14 protein-coding genes and 1 tRNA gene are annotated in these 14,179 nt (G+C 56.1%); 5 read left to right on the top strand and 10 right to left on the bottom strand.

What is annotated here, in order from left to right; translation table 11 throughout:
- Positions 1 to 289: 289 nt before the first annotated feature.
- The 4 genes from AC2FIC_RS03605 to AC2FIC_RS03590 all read right to left on the bottom strand — a co-directional run bounded on the left by AC2FIC_RS03605 (position 290) and on the right by AC2FIC_RS03590 (position 4,632).
- Entirely contained in the window at positions 290 to 1,009 is a 720-nt protein-coding gene (locus AC2FIC_RS03605) for an alpha/beta fold hydrolase (RefSeq protein WP_496691943.1), read from the bottom strand.
- A complete protein-coding gene (locus tag AC2FIC_RS03600) occupies positions 1,006 to 2,547 on the bottom strand; it encodes an ABC transporter permease (protein ID WP_496691942.1) in 1,542 nt (513 codons plus the stop codon). The genes AC2FIC_RS03605 and AC2FIC_RS03600 overlap by 4 nt, the downstream gene beginning before the upstream one ends.
- The gene (locus AC2FIC_RS03595) at positions 2,544 to 3,599 is read right to left on the bottom strand and encodes a quaternary amine ABC transporter ATP-binding protein (protein ID WP_142639705.1); all 1,056 of its coding nucleotides are present in this window, start codon (positions 3,597 to 3,599) and stop codon (positions 2,544 to 2,546) included. The genes AC2FIC_RS03600 and AC2FIC_RS03595 overlap by 4 nt, the downstream gene beginning before the upstream one ends.
- A gap of 67 nt (positions 3,600 to 3,666) precedes the next feature.
- Complete coding sequence (locus tag AC2FIC_RS03590; protein WP_496691941.1) at positions 3,667 to 4,632, bottom strand: ABC transporter substrate-binding protein; 966 nt, start codon at positions 4,630 to 4,632, stop codon at positions 3,667 to 3,669.
- A gap of 253 nt (positions 4,633 to 4,885) precedes the next feature.
- On the opposite strand from AC2FIC_RS03590, the gene AC2FIC_RS03585 reads away from it, so the two are divergent.
- A complete protein-coding gene (locus AC2FIC_RS03585) occupies positions 4,886 to 5,785 on the top strand; it encodes a LysR family transcriptional regulator (protein ID WP_496709004.1) in 900 nt (299 codons plus the stop codon).
- A gap of 61 nt (positions 5,786 to 5,846) precedes the next feature.
- Here the strand turns inward: AC2FIC_RS03585 and cuyB are convergent, their stop codons facing one another.
- Both cuyB and cuyA read right to left on the bottom strand, forming a co-directional pair.
- Positions 5,847 to 6,548, bottom strand: coding sequence for a cysteate racemase (gene cuyB, locus AC2FIC_RS03580; RefSeq protein WP_496691939.1), 702 nt, complete (start codon positions 6,546 to 6,548; stop codon positions 5,847 to 5,849).
- A gap of 3 nt (positions 6,549 to 6,551) precedes the next feature.
- The gene (gene cuyA, locus AC2FIC_RS03575; RefSeq protein WP_496691938.1) at positions 6,552 to 7,565 is read right to left on the bottom strand and encodes a D-cysteate sulfo-lyase; all 1,014 of its coding nucleotides are present in this window, start codon (positions 7,563 to 7,565) and stop codon (positions 6,552 to 6,554) included.
- A 122-nt stretch (positions 7,566 to 7,687) separates the two neighbouring features.
- Here cuyA and AC2FIC_RS03570 point away from each other — a divergent pair, with 122 nt between their 5' ends.
- A complete protein-coding gene (locus AC2FIC_RS03570; protein ID WP_496691936.1) occupies positions 7,688 to 8,575 on the top strand; it encodes a LysR family transcriptional regulator in 888 nt (295 codons plus the stop codon).
- A gap of 764 nt (positions 8,576 to 9,339) precedes the next feature.
- Here the strand turns inward: AC2FIC_RS03570 and AC2FIC_RS03565 are convergent.
- From AC2FIC_RS03565 to AC2FIC_RS03550, 4 genes are all read right to left on the bottom strand, one after another.
- A tRNA-Arg gene (locus AC2FIC_RS03565) sits at positions 9,340 to 9,416 on the bottom strand.
- Positions 9,417 to 9,480: 64 nt separating this feature from the next.
- The gene (locus AC2FIC_RS03560) at positions 9,481 to 10,863 is read right to left on the bottom strand and encodes an ATP-binding protein (RefSeq protein WP_496691922.1); all 1,383 of its coding nucleotides are present in this window, start codon (positions 10,861 to 10,863) and stop codon (positions 9,481 to 9,483) included.
- Positions 10,864 to 10,881: 18 nt separating this feature from the next.
- Positions 10,882 to 12,300, bottom strand: a complete 1,419-nt coding sequence (locus AC2FIC_RS03555; RefSeq protein ID WP_496691921.1) for a dihydrolipoyl dehydrogenase family protein — start codon at positions 12,298 to 12,300, stop codon at positions 10,882 to 10,884.
- Between the two features lie 2 nt (positions 12,301 to 12,302).
- Positions 12,303 to 13,034: a TVP38/TMEM64 family protein gene (locus tag AC2FIC_RS03550; protein ID WP_496691920.1), complete on the bottom strand. Its 732-nt coding sequence runs from the start codon at positions 13,032 to 13,034 to the stop codon at positions 12,303 to 12,305.
- Between the two features lie 296 nt (positions 13,035 to 13,330).
- Between AC2FIC_RS03550 and rpmH the strand changes: the two genes are divergently transcribed.
- The 3 genes from rpmH to yidD are packed head-to-tail and all read left to right on the top strand — an operon-like array spanning position 13,331 to position 14,149.
- Positions 13,331 to 13,465 (top strand): 50S ribosomal protein L34, encoded by a 135-nt coding sequence (rpmH, locus tag AC2FIC_RS03545; RefSeq protein ID WP_005632162.1) that lies wholly within the window; start codon positions 13,331 to 13,333, stop codon positions 13,463 to 13,465.
- A gap of 25 nt (positions 13,466 to 13,490) precedes the next feature.
- Positions 13,491 to 13,916 carry a ribonuclease P protein component gene (gene rnpA / locus AC2FIC_RS03540; RefSeq protein ID WP_496691919.1) on the top strand — a complete coding sequence of 142 codons (426 nt, stop codon included), beginning with the start codon at positions 13,491 to 13,493 and terminating at the stop codon, positions 13,914 to 13,916.
- Complete coding sequence (gene yidD / locus AC2FIC_RS03535) at positions 13,913 to 14,149, top strand: membrane protein insertion efficiency factor YidD (protein WP_281973741.1); 237 nt, start codon at positions 13,913 to 13,915, stop codon at positions 14,147 to 14,149. Before rnpA ends, yidD begins: the two co-directional genes overlap by 4 nt.
- The last annotated feature ends 30 nt before the right edge of the window (positions 14,150 to 14,179 follow it).

Here is a 14,179-nt window from a genome sequence, read left to right as displayed (position 1 = left end):
AAACAAAAAAAGCAACGCCGGACGTTCGAACGTCTCGCAGCATCAGTCAGTAAGGGCTCAGAGCCGACCTCAGATGCGGCGCGGCATCTGCCAGTTTCGCAGAACTAGCATCGTGGCAGAACGGCCCATAAGAGACATTCTACACCCGAGCGGATTACTGAAATACAGCGTTGCATACCGGCGTTTGCTGCCCGTGCATACCCATTCGCAGCAAAATCTACACTATCCGGGATTGACCGGTATTGGTCACGACAGCGGTCGTTCTAACATTTTGGCTGCAGACAAGCTGTCAGGCGGTACAAAAATCTCGCAGTATCGAATTAAAGAGCCCCGGCTTCTCTAAATGCGTCGCGTGAGCACATCCAGGTATCACCGCGAGGTTGGCGTCGGGAATTGATTGCCACAATTGTTCGGTTTGGCTCCATGGATAGGTCCGATCCCGGTCACCCCAAATCACCAACGTACGGGTCATGATATCCGCCAAATGTTTGGCGCCGCTCCAACCTTCCATCGCGTCGAGCCCGATAAGCATAGTTTGCAGGCTGCATTGTTCTGCAATCATAGCACAGTCCTCATAGGCCGCAGCTTTTCCCCGATCAAGAAACCAGGTTGCCGCAATACGTCTGGCCGTGGCTCTTGGTCCTTCTGTATTGGCGCGGCGCTTTGAAGTGTCGATCGTCTCAAACCGGCCGGGTAAAATGCCAATCGTTCCGGTGCCGTAAAGCACCAACCGGTCGATACGTTCGGGTGCACGGGTAACCATTTCCTGGACGATCATCCCACCCATTGAATGGCCGATCAGGATAAATCGCTCAATTCCCCGCCCGGTTAATTCGCACAGCGCCCACTCTGCAAATCCAGCAATACTGGTGGGGGCCTCGAGATGTGCGTTCTCACCAAATCCCGGTAAGTCCAGGGCTACGACGTTGAAACCGGCCAGGGCTTCGACTTGCCCTAACCATTGTCGACTGCCGCCCAAAAATCCATGGACGAATACGACAGGTGTCATTTGCGCCCACCCTGTACAATGCGATCAAGGATCATGGCGCAGAAAAGGATCGCAAACCCGGCGAGGATGCCTTGGCCCACATTGGCATATTGCAACGCTTCCAGCACGTCCTCACCCAGCCCCTTGGCGCCAATCAGCGAGGCCACGACGACCATCGCCAGCGACAACATAATCGTCTGGTTGATCCCCGCGCGGATCGATGGGCTTGCTAATGGAAGATCTACCTTAGTGAGCAAGTACCACTTATTGGCACCGAAACTAATAGCTGCTTCGCGCACGCTTTCTGGTACACCACGCAGACCAAGAACGGTCAATCGTACCACCGGTGTGCCGCCAAAAATCATCGTGACCACAACCGCCGCTGGCTTTCCAACGCCGAAGAACGCAATCACAGGCACCATGAACACGAAGGCTGGCATGGTTTGCATGAAATCCATGATCGGCTGGATAAACGCATAGAACCGTGGGCGACGGGCAGCAAACATGCCGAGCGGAATTCCGATAACAATCGACAGACACGCCGCTGTCCCCAACAAGGCCAGCGTCGTCATGGCACCTTCCCAGAAACCCAGCAGGCCCATATAGGCCAGAAATGCGCCCGAATAGATCGCCGTTCTGATGCCCGCTGTCAGCCAGGTCAGCAGAATAATCAAGCTCGCAATCACGATCCATGGCGTCTGAACCAGTATGACCTCTAGCGCATCCAACAGAGTGCGGATGCCGAATGTCAGCCCATCAAAGAAGGTCTCGCTGTTGCGTACGCACCAGGCGATGAAATCTTCTACCCAAGTGATACTGGTCAGGCGGATGTTTGGGTCTGTCGGAAAATGGCTAAGCAGTGAAAAGCGCCCTGGGAAGCTGTAATGCAACATTGCCGCGGCGACGATTAACGCCATGAAGATTGCGCTGAACACGATCTGCGACACCGGCATGGCCGAACGGATCGAACGATCCGATAGCCACTCCGAGAAACGCGCCTCAAGCGCCCAGTTCGCCACCTGTGACTGTATGAATTTGATGATGATCAATATGATCAGGCCGGTTAGAATGATGTAAGGACCTTCAGCTGCCATCGCCTCGGCCTCGGCACGGATACCCCCTATGTTTTCTTCAAGCGAGTCCACCGTTCGCTGATAGACATCGATCTTGTCCGAATTGTTTTCGATAGCCGCCGCCAATTGCTGACGGCGCAGTTCAAGCGTCCCTTCAATCGATGCAATACGCTCCATTGCCTCGGCTGCCAGATCGCCGAACAACCCTCGCGCAATCTGCACAAAGGCTATTGTTTCGAGGATCAGAAATGGTAACGCCCATGACCACAGACCTCGCGCACCGAACCAGACCGGACCAAACAATCCGGCCATCAGATTGAAAGTTGGTGTAAAGCGGGACGATGCACCAATCTTGTCGAAATTACGGATGTAGTAGTCAGGGCTGGTGCGCACAAATGTGCGAATGTTTTCACGCCGCTCTTCGGCATAGGCAAGGGCCGCTTCGCTTTCGGTATCTTCCAGCGGGTTCACATCAGAAATGCTCATGACACTTCGGTCCCTTCGATCACGGTGCGCAACAGATCGGCACGGGTTATGACGCCAACATCCACGCCGCCGTCCTCCACAAGGATTGCGCTACTGTTGTCGATCGCCAGATTGATCAGCGTGCTCAGATTTTCGTCTTCATTCACGCGCGGGGCATCCGACGGTAGCGGTCCATGGGCCGCAATATGTTCTGGAATTGGCCGCATGACCGCATGGGCGCGCACCACTTTGAGGCGCGAAATACCTGCAACGAAATCAGCCACATAATCATCAGCGGGGTTCATGACGATGTCTTCGGCTGTCCCGATCTGCACCACCTTGCCGTCCCGCATGATGGCGATCCGATTGCCGATGCGGACGGCTTCATCAAGGTCATGGGTAATGAAGATTGTAGTCTTCTTGAGAATCTTGCTCAGCCGGATGAATTCATCCTGCAATTGTCGCCGGATCAGCGGATCAAGGGCCGAAAACGGTTCATCCATCAAAAGCACGTCGGGGTTGGCGGCCAAAGCGCGGGCTAGGCCCACACGTTGTTGCATGCCACCGGACAGCTCGTGTGCGAACTTTGACCCCCAGGCGCCCAGTTCGACAATATCGAGAATAGCAGCAGCCTGACGCATGCGTTCATTCTTACTGACCTGTCGGATTTCCAGTGGCATTGCCACGTTATCCAACACCGACCGATGCGGCATCAGCGCAAAGTTCTGAAACACCATACCGATTTTGTTGTTGCGAAACTGCTGAAGCTCTTTTGGCCCCAAGGCCATGACATCAGTGCCTTCGATTTCGATCTTACCAGCTGTCGGCTCCAGCAGTCGGTTGAAATGGCGAACCAGGGTGGATTTACCGCTGCCTGACAGACCCATGATGCAAAAAATCTCACCCCGGTTTACCGACAGGCTGACATCAGCGACGCCGACAACACAGTTGTATTCGGCCAGCACTTGGGACTTGTCCAACCCGCGGTCGCGGATCGCCTGCAGCGCCACCTCGGGTCTGCCTCCGAAAATTTTCCAGACATTCGAAATTTCGATAACGGTGTCGTCGCTCATAGGTCCTCCAGAGATCTGCTTTTGGGTGGCGCCAGCAGATGCCGCCACCCTGTTTCTGGAAGTGGGATCAGAGACCCAGCCAAGCGTCGACGCGATCCGGGTTCGCATCGACCCATTCGCGGGCAACCTCTGCCGGATCGCGACCTTTGCCGCTGATCTCATAGGCGAAACCGCTGACATCATCTGCAGTCAATGCGAAATTCGCGAAGAAATCAGCAATCGCAGGTGAGCGGTCTGGCAACGTATTGGACCATGCGATCTGGACGTTCTTCAGGGCGTCTTTGGTGGCAACACTGGATTTGCTATACCAATCCGGATCGTCCGATGGCTGCACCATCACGTATTTTGCCGGGTCGAACGTCGGCTCGCTCAGCATTTGAACGTCGAACATGTACCAGACCGCGTGTGGCTTGTAGCAATAGAAGGCATAGCCCTCGCCTTTGGCGATGCTGTCTTTGATGCGCGCGGTCTTCACGCTTTCTTCTGCACGCACGGGCTCGATGAAATCAAGCAGACCGTAGTCGCGCGTTTTAACCTCATTCACATTGGCCGAAGCCCAGCCGGGGGCGCCAATCCACATCTCACCCTTGCCGTTGCCATCGCTGTCCATCAGGGCGGCGACATCAGGGCGGCCCAGATCAGCTATGTCGGTGATATTGTTGGCCTCACCAAAGTCCTTGCTGACGCAAAAACCCTGATTGCCTTCGTAGGGGTTCGAGGACAATGTTACCGTACCGGCCTCGTCGACATACTTCTTGGTAAAGCTCTCCTGATTGGGCAGCCACACATCTGGATGCACGTCGATGTCACCTTTGCCCTGATCCATGGCTTGAAAGATGGTTGCATTGTTACCGGGCACATATTCAACCGCCCCGCCGATGCGCGTTTCAACAACGGCACCCAGAAGATGAGCGATTGCCTGCGCCCCGGTCCAAGACGGCACACCGATTTTAACCTCTTCCGCCGCGAATGCGGGCATCGCATAGATACCTACCGCCGCTGCCATACCAAATGCCTTTAGCTTGTTTCTCATGATAGTCTCCTCTGTTGAATTGCGCCGTATTTTGGCGTCGTTTTTTTAGTCAATCTCATTCCCATCGCTCGGCGGTGTCGTACAAAGTCGTCTCGGGCTGCGACTTCGGACGGAAGGGGAAAAGGGGGACAAACCGCCAGGCCCTAGCTTAAAGTCTAGAGCATGAGGTTTTCTGAGGGCCAATTCGAACATTTCATCAAACTATTCCCGCAATGCATAGTTTTGAGTATGCTCGACCAATGCTTCCTTGGAAATGCAGGTACACACATTGGATTTGAACTGGCTGCGCGACTTTGAATGCCTCGCCCGGACACTGAACTTCACCCGAGCCTCCGATGAACGCAACATCACACAATCCGCATTCAGTCGTAGAATCAAAGCGTTGGAGAGCTGGGTCGGGCTGCCTCTGGTCAATCGCGCCACCTATCCTGTTCAATTGACAGAAGCAGGTCAACAATTCTTGCCGGTCGCTTTAGCGGCGATCTCACAACTGTCAGAATCCCGTCAATCGCTGCGGGATGCCGATCGTGGGGATAGCCGTTTCATCCGGTTTTCGGTCCTCCACACGATCGCGGTTAATTTTTTGGCAAGTCGCATCGAAGAGTTGCAGATGCAAATTCCCGATCTGCGCACTCGAGTATTGTCCGATTCCCTAAGCACCTGCTGTGACCTGTTGGTCGAGGGCGCAGTGGACATTCTCTTGTGTTACAATCACCACTCGGTTTCACCGATGATTGATGAAACCGCATTTGAGCGAAAAGACCTTTTAAAGGATCGTCTGGTACCAGTGGCTACAGCTGATTCAGCGCGTGCCATGTGTTGGAGTCTCGCAGAGCAGGATGGCCCACCCATCCCCTATCTAGCATATGATCGTTCTTCGTTTTTAGGCATGGTTGTAGAAAATACCATAGACCGCAAACCCCTGAACGCCGAGACGATTTATGTTGATAGTCTGGTTGAGACAATCAAGAGACGCCTGATTACCGGAAGCGGCTTTGCCTGGATGCCCGAAACTGCGATTTCGCCAGAGCTGGACGCGGGATTGCTGGTGCCAATCGGCGATGACGCGTGGTGTGCCACCTTGACGATTTCCGCATTTGCCAATCCGGCGACCTTTGATCAGACAGCGCAACAGCTTTGGGACCAATTATGAACAAAGGTATCTGTTGACTTACAGATTGCCTCCGAACGCTGTGGCGCACTTATTCAATCGCCTAAACTTGCCCTGCGTGGGAAAATTCGACAATCGCCTGGACAAGCAGGTCAATCGTATCAATGGCATTGACCTCGGCCGCAACACTATCAGCGATGAGCGAGAATTCTGAGCAAGCCACAAGCTGCAGGTCGGCCCCTGCGGCAACAAGTTCTTTCGAGGCAACTCTTAGTGTTTCGCGCGCCTCTTCGCACGGACCGTCCGTCTTAATTTTCCGGATCGCTGCAAGCATCTTTTCATCACCTGCGGGCCAAACCACCGACAGCCCGCGCCTGTGCAACGCAGTCTCGAATAGATAAGTACGTTGTACGGCTGGCGAGGCAAGCATTCCGATACATCCCCCTGACCCAAGCGCCCGAGCTGCATATTCAGCTGCCAGTTCGATCAAGTTCAGCATGGGGATGTCCACGGAATCCGTAATCGCCTTGGCATAGTGATGGGCGGTGTTGCACGGCATCGCCAGCGCTAAGGCTCCAGCATCTTCAAGCCGTCGCGCCATAGCGGCAAGCGTCGGCCCCGGATCCTCGCCGACGCACTCGAGCAGATGACGAACCCGCGATGGCACCTGCGGGTTCATGTCGATCAACAAAGGTATGTGGTCTTGGTCATCAGTTGCGGGTACTGCCGCCACCAGCTTGCGCTGGAGGAGGATAGTCGCTTCGGGGCCCATACCGCCAAGAATTCCAACCGGGCACAGTGTCATGGTTCAGACAGTCACCCAGCGGTTTTGATGATCAAAGGCAAAATCATACCCCCCAAGGGCTGCGGCACCCCCAGTGTGCAGGAACACAATCCGTTGGCCGTTGAACTCACCCTTGCGGGCAAGATCAATCAGACCGGCTGCGCCCTTGGCTGAATAGCACGGATCGAGAAGGATGCCTTCGAGCTCTGCAAACATCTGGATCGCCTCTATGCCACTTGTCGTTGGCAGGCCATAGCCCTCGCCGACATAGTCAGTATTGGCCTTCACGTCTTCGCGCTTGACCACACCTGCGCAGCCCAGTTTTTCAGCGGTTTTGCAGGCGAGGTCAAAAACCATCTGTTCTTGCTTGGGCTGAGGCGCCCTTGTGCCGATGCCCAGCACGGGCACCTGCGCATTCATGGCACACATGCCAGTCACCAACCCGGCCTGCGTTCCTGAAGAACCGGTTGCATGCACCAATCTGTCAATTTGCAAACCACTGTTATTTGCTTGTGCCAACAGTTCAAAGGCCGCGTTAACATAGCCAAGTGCGCCGGTCGGGTTCGATCCGCCGCCAGGGATGACATAGACATTGTGCCCTTCAGCGCGCTTCTTTTCCGCTGCCTTTTCCATCTCACCCGGCATGTCGTGGCCGCCGGGAAACTTCTCGGTGGTTGCGCCATGCAAATGATCTAGCAGGACGTTGCCGTTCGTATTGTAGTTTCCATTTTGGTAACCGGTGCGATCCTCCAAAAGGATGTGACAATCAAGCCCCAGCTTGGCGGCAAATGCAGCCGTCTGCCGACCGTGGTTGGTTTGCGTGGCCCCTTGGGTCATCACCATGTCGGCGCCCTGCGCCTCGGCCTCAGCCATTAGGAATTCAAGCTTGCGCGTCTTGTTGCCACCGGTCGACATACCGGTGCAATCATCGCGTTTGATCCATATTTCGACCCCCAGCTCCTTTGACAATCGAGTCATGGGTTCAAGCGGTGTTGGAAGATGGGCAAGATGCAGGCGGGGAAAACGGGCAAGGTGCATGTAGTGGTTCCTAATATTTGCTTTTGTCAACTTACTACGCGCTGAGGCGCATTCCTAATTCGAACTTCGGTACATAAATTGCAGGAATTGCATGTTGTTACGAACTGCACTATCGATCCGCCATGCGTCTTGAGTGGATCGATGACATATTAGCCGTGCTTGATAGCGGCTCTCTCGCCCGCGCCGCTGAAAAGCGATTGCTGACGCAATCCGCGTTTACTCGGCGGGTGCGGCTTATCGAAGACAACATCGGCGCAACCCTGTTTGATCGCCGCCGCAAGCCAGTCTCTTTGATGCCAGGCGTGCGGGAACTGGAATTTGAATTACGTGAGCTCAGCACCCGGCTGCATAGGCTTCGACACACCTTAAAGACAGCGAGTGATCAGACAGGCAAATCGCTGTCTTTTGTTTGCCAACACGCGCTCACCACGACAATTTCGCCCGAAATTGTTCGTGTTTTAACTGAAGGTGGCGAAATCTCGGTTCGCGTGCGTTCAGGAAATCAAGACGAGTGCCTGATGCATCTGATTTCAAAAGAAGTTGATTTTGCCATCATGTATGCGGTGCCCGATGACAGTATTCAAGAACCCGCTAACGCGTTTGAAACCAAAACGCTCGGGATGGATACTTTGATTCCGGTCTGTGCGCCCACTGTGCGCACGCAAGTGACGGAAGACGTAATTCCTACAATCAGCTACCCGCCCGAAGTCTTTCTCGGGCAGGTCTATTCCAGGATGATTGCGCCGCGATTACCTGAAGGTAAAACCGCAGTACCCAGAGCTGAAACCGCACTTACGTTGGCCATACTACAATACGCCTTGAATGAAATCGGCATCGCGTGGTTGCCCCACTCTCTAGTGGCGACCCACCTTTCTGAGGGCGCGCTTGTGTGCATTGACGATGTGCTGCCCACACAGCTTCTGGCAATCAGGGTAGTCCGCTTGGCAGAATCTCAGCCAGATCATGCAGAGCAAATATGGAAACAACTTGAAGACATTTTCAGTTTCTAGTTTTCCCGCAGCACCCTCTATCCCAAATGGCAAGCCGCCCCTAATCAGAAGGGCTTGATTTTCCCTTACACACCCTTCGCCAGACCGAAAAAAACAAAGCCCACACGCAAAACGCTTCGTTATCGCAAAAAACTGCTACATCCTAAGCACCTGATCCTGGCAGCAGTCGTCTCTCGAACGTGCCCAGCTGCCAAAGAAGCGATACAAGCGAGTGGCCACTTTGACTGTTGTGGTTTTTGAAATTCGAATACGCGGCGAACGTCTGCTTCCCGCCCATTTTTTAGAAAAACAACGTGTTCTGGCGCAAAGAGTTACGGCGCAGCCCACACCGTCGCACTTGTCTTGGGGCCAGTGGGATTTGGACTAGCCAAACGCCTCTGGCCGTCAGGGGTAAGACGCTGCATTCCCCCTCGGGCAACCCTATTAGACAAAACCGTGTCCTCGGCTGCGCCTGCGGGCCGCACCACCCCTGTTGAATAGCATTGCCTCGCCTCCATCCGCGTTCGCCACGTGGCAGATCAGCAGGAACAGGCGGCTTCGGCGTCTGATCTGCAAATCAGCCCTGATTTTCCCAAAAGGAAGTCAGATCAAACCAAACTGTCTGCGGGAGTCTGAGATGGAGGCGGCGTGTTAGTTGATGACGCAAAGATCAAATTCAACTGATGTCCAACTTTGGGGCGCCTTCTGATGTCGAACATTCACTGCTTTTCTGGTCCAACTATGACAGTTGGGTCAGGTTCGTGTGACGTTCAACAGGAAACCAGTGGCGGACCGAGGAGGATTCGAACCCCCGACCCCTTGATTCGTAGTCAAGTACTCTATCCAGCTGAGCTATCGGTCCGCGTTGGTGAGGCGCTATGTAGACCCGGCATTCGGGACGTGCAAGTCGATTCTGTAAAAATAATTCAAAAAGCCCCATCGCCCCGCGGGAGGCGAATTTCAAAGGTGGTACCTGTTGACCCTGTCTCGGTCAGAACAAGGTCACCCCCATGGCCCCGCAACAGTTCCTGTGAGATCGCCAAGCCCAGACCCGACCCGCCTTTGCGGACGCCACCCTGAAAGGGTGTGAACAGATTTTCACGCGCTTTGGCCGGCAGGCCCGGCCCTGTGTCGCTGATCTGAATACACCAGTTGGCGTCCTGCTCTTGCCCGGACAGGGTGATCCGACCGGGCTTTCCTGATGCAACCAGCGCCTGACGGGCATTTCGAACGAGATTCATCATGACACGGAAAATCTGTTCAGGATCAGCTCGTACGACCAACTCTTCCGGCACATCATTGATGATCTCGACACAGGCATCGGCAACGGCAAGTTTCTCGCTAGCAACCACATCCTCGGCCACAGTGCGGAGCGGAACCCGTGTAAGCGACGGTGCAGGTTCTTCAGCGCGGCCAAATGCCAATGTGCTTTCGCACAGGGTTACCGCTCGGGTGATCGAGTTCACCAGCTTAGGGGCCATGCGACGCACCAACGGGTCTTCGCTGGATTCGATCCGGTCGGTAAACAGCTGGGCCGAGGTCAGGATGTTGCGCAGATCGTGGCTCACCTTGGCCACAGCCCCGCCCAGCTGCGCCAGACGCTCGCGCTGTTTCAGGGCCTGGGTCAGTTCGGTTTGCAACTGCTTCAGCGCCTCTTCGGCCTCGCGCAGCTCGGTCACTTTGGAATCCGGTGAGATGATTCCACGGGCATCTTCGGGGGCGCTGGCATAGCGCTGCATATATCCGACAACGCTTTTGATGGGCTTTACCAGAACCACCCGAACCGCAAGAAACAGGAAAAAAGCCGTGATGATCGAAATCACGAATGACAGGCCCAGAATGCGTAACCCATAATCCGTCATCGCCATACGCAAAGGCATGCTGTCAGTCGTCACCTCAATCAGCAGACCTGCGCCTTTCACAGGCTCGCCAATAACACGGATGACTTCATTTTCCGGCGTGAACAACCGCACGACAGCATCCCGGATCAAAACCCATGGTCGCGCGTCACGCAGGTCATAGGTCTTACTGATCTGCCCTGGAATAGGAGAGGACAGCATCAACTGGCGCATCTCGTCTCGCCGCAGAACCACGTTATAGACGCCCGCATTGGCCAGCAGTTCAGCCTCAAGGTCCTCGGCCAGCATATCATCGGCCAACAAAGCGAGCGAGGCGATCTGAGCGCGCTCCAGCCGGTTCAGCAGGAAATCTTCGCGGAATCGCGCAATCGAAGGGACAAAAATCAGAACCTCGGCCAACATCACGAAGACCGTCGTCAGGATCAGAAATCGGCCTGACAGCGAGTTCACATTGCTCTCCCTTCCAGGTCAGGGCATCCAGCGCTGGACGAACCTGACTACGCGTTTAACCGTTTGATTCTCAAACAGCCTTGGAGAGAAATAAGCGCCCGCCACCCGTTTGTTAAGCTCTCCAATCGTCGGATAGGGCGAAACCATCGCGGCGACCTGCCCCATCTTCAGATTATTGGCCAAGGCCAGCGACCACAAGTTGATCAGTTCGCCCGCCTGATGACCAACGATTGTGGCCCCCACCGGACGGCCTTTGACGACCATGACCTTGATGAAACCATTCGTTTTACGCTCGGAAATGGCGCGGTCGTTGTGGTGATAGTCAAACCGCGCAATTTCCATCTTATCGCCATGCTCGGCGCGCGCCTGCACCTCGGTCAGGCCAACCTGCGCCAGCTCGGGGTCGGTGTAGGTCGCCCAGGGGATATGTGCGGTTTTCGCCTTGGAGGGCAGCCCAAACAGCGCCGAACGAATGATAATCCCCGCGTGATAGCCCGCCACATGAGTGAATTGCAGCCCACCCGCGACATCTCCGATCGCATAGACCCTGCGGTTCGTGGTGCGCAGGGTGTCGTCGACCTTGATGCCGGTTCGGATGGGCTCGATCCCGGCAGCGGTAAGGTTGAGGCGGTCGGTATTGGCCTTTCGCCCCGCAGCCAGCAGCAGATGCGTGCCCGAGAAGATCTCGCCGTTCTCGGTCACCACTTCAACCGCGCCATCGGAGCCGCGAATCTGTGCCACCATCGCCTGTTCATGGATCGCAACGCCCTCGGCGCGCAAACTGTCCAGCACGACCTCTGCCGCCTCGGGGTCATCCTTGCCCAGCGCCTTTTGCCCTTCGATGACTGTGACCTTGCAACCGAGCCGAATATGCGCCTGCGCCATCTCCATACCGATGGGGCCGCCGCCGATGATCAGCAGATGATCGGGCTTGTCGCGCAAGTCGAAGACGGTCTCGTTGGTATAATACGGCACCTTGTCCAAACCGGGTATCGGCGGGACCAAGGGGGATGAACCTGTTGCAATCACAACCCGCCGCGCGGTGATCAGGTGATCCCCCGCCTGAACCTGTGTCGGAGAGACAAAGCTGCCATATTCCCGGATCACCTTGACACCAAAGCTTTCGAACCGCTCTTGGCTGTCCATCGGCTCGATCTGCGCAATCACATCATGCACGTGATCTTTGGCGGCGGCGTAATCCACCTGTGGCACCACATCCGCCACACCCAGCGCCGAGGCATGCGCCTGCCAATAGGCGGCCTTGCCGCTGGCAATCAGTGCCTTGGACGGGACGCAGCCGAAATTCAGACAATCCCCGCCCATCTTGTGACCTTCCAGCAGGATCACATCCGCACCCATCTGGCTCGCCCCCGCGGCGACCGACAGCCCACCTGACCCGGCCCCGATCACCAGGATATCGGATTTCAGTTCTTGCATGATCAGCTGTCCTTTTGGCCGCGCAGCGTTTTGATCAGAATGGGCAGAGCCGCCAGCACGCACAAGCCAACAATCGGGCCGATAACGAAGGGCTCCCACAGCAGAGAGACGTCCGGCGTCTCACCCCGGTCGAACACTCCGCCCAGCCCGACGCCAATCCAAGTATAGACGATACCGCCGGGAATGATGCCCAGCGCCGTGGTGAACAGAAAGTTGCGGAACTTCACCCCCACCAGCGCCGGCACCAGATTGGCCACAAAGAACGGAACCACCGGGACAAGGCGCAGCAGGAACAGGACCGAGATCTCATTCTCGCGCAGGCCGTCCTTCAGCTTTTTGATCGTGCCTTCCGAGGCCTCAAGACGCGCCGTCAAGGACGCCCCCAACCCCCAGCGCGCCGCCAGAAAGATCACCGAGGCGCCGATGGTTGCTGCAAAAATGTTGAAGACCGTGCCTGCGAAAAGGCCAAACAGGAACCCTCCGGTCATCGAGGCCACCGCAGCGCCAGGCAGCGAAAACGCAACGATGGCAATGTAGATCGCAATGAACGCGCCTGCCATTGCCCAGTAATTGGCGTCACGCCAGCCCAACAGGGCCTCTCGGTTGTCGCGCAGGGTCTCGAAAGTCAGGTAATCACCCAAGGTAAAGAACCCCACGGTGGCAACGGAAAGAATCACCAGCAAAGGAATATGTCGCGCAAGCCCGCTGCGCGGGGCCTGAGTTGTATCGCTCATGGGGTTGTCCGGTTTTATGCGTTTCATTCTGGCCCCAACATGCGATGTCGCGCCTCTGTGCAACAGGGGCCTCACGTTGCCTTGATCTTTTCGACAGCGAATGTGAGGGTTTCGGACCGCAAATCCGTGTTTTTGAAATCTTTCGACCCGCCGGATTACAGAATTGTTGCAAAAGGCGGCAAAACCCCCACCAAGGGGTTTGACTTACCCCCCGCTTGGCAGTAGAGGACGGGCTTCGAACACCACGGGCAGGCGAATCCGCGCTGCACCCGACCGAATAGATTGGAGACGGAGCGATGAAACGCACCTATCAGCCTTCGAACCTGGTTCGCAAACGCCGCCACGGTTTCCGCGCGCGCATGGCCACCAAGGCCGGCCGCAAGATCCTGAACTCGCGCCGCGCACGTGGCCGCAAGTCGCTGAGCGCATAAACCGCTCACCGATCAGGTTATGAACATGACGCCGCCGGAGGCCCCTGAGGATGGTAACTGCCAACCCGGGGATACGCCCCCGGCGGCGTCCGTTTGCGCATCCAAAACATTGATCATCCTCAGGAAACGATCCGATTTCCTGAACGCCGCGCGTGCGCGTCGGCAGGGCACATCATCAATGATGGTGCAGGCGCGCAAACGCGCCGAGGGCGAGGCGGACGGGATTCGCGTCGGTTTCACCTGTTCCAAAAAGGTCGGCAATGCCGTGGCTCGCAACCGGGCCAAGCGACGCCTGCGCGAAGCTGCGCGCGCGGTACTGCCTGAGAAGGGGCAGGACGGCTGGGATTACGTGCTGATCGGTCGCGCCGATGTCACAGACGGACGCCCCTATGCGGCGCTGCTGGATGATTTGCGCTATGCTCTGCGTAAAGTCCATGCTGCGCGGAAATGACATTGCTCTCGCATATCCTTGCCTTACCCATTCGGGCGTACCGGTTGCTGTTCAGCCCTTGGGTCGGGTTCAACTGCCGCTATCAGCCTACATGCTCGGCCTATGCGTTGGAGGCACTGGAAAAACACGGTGCCATCAAAGGCACATGGCTGGCCGCGCGACGGATTGGGCGCTGCCACCCTTTGGGTGGTGACGGGTATGATCCGGTTCCGGACCGTGAAGATCCCTCCTGACCCGTCGTCGGACTTGACCGGAGCGCACCT

It is taken from the genome of Ruegeria sp. CDSC079 (genome assembly GCF_059610505.1).
Note: the sequence above shows the minus strand (reverse complement) of the source record. Positions and strands in the feature narration are given on the sequence as shown.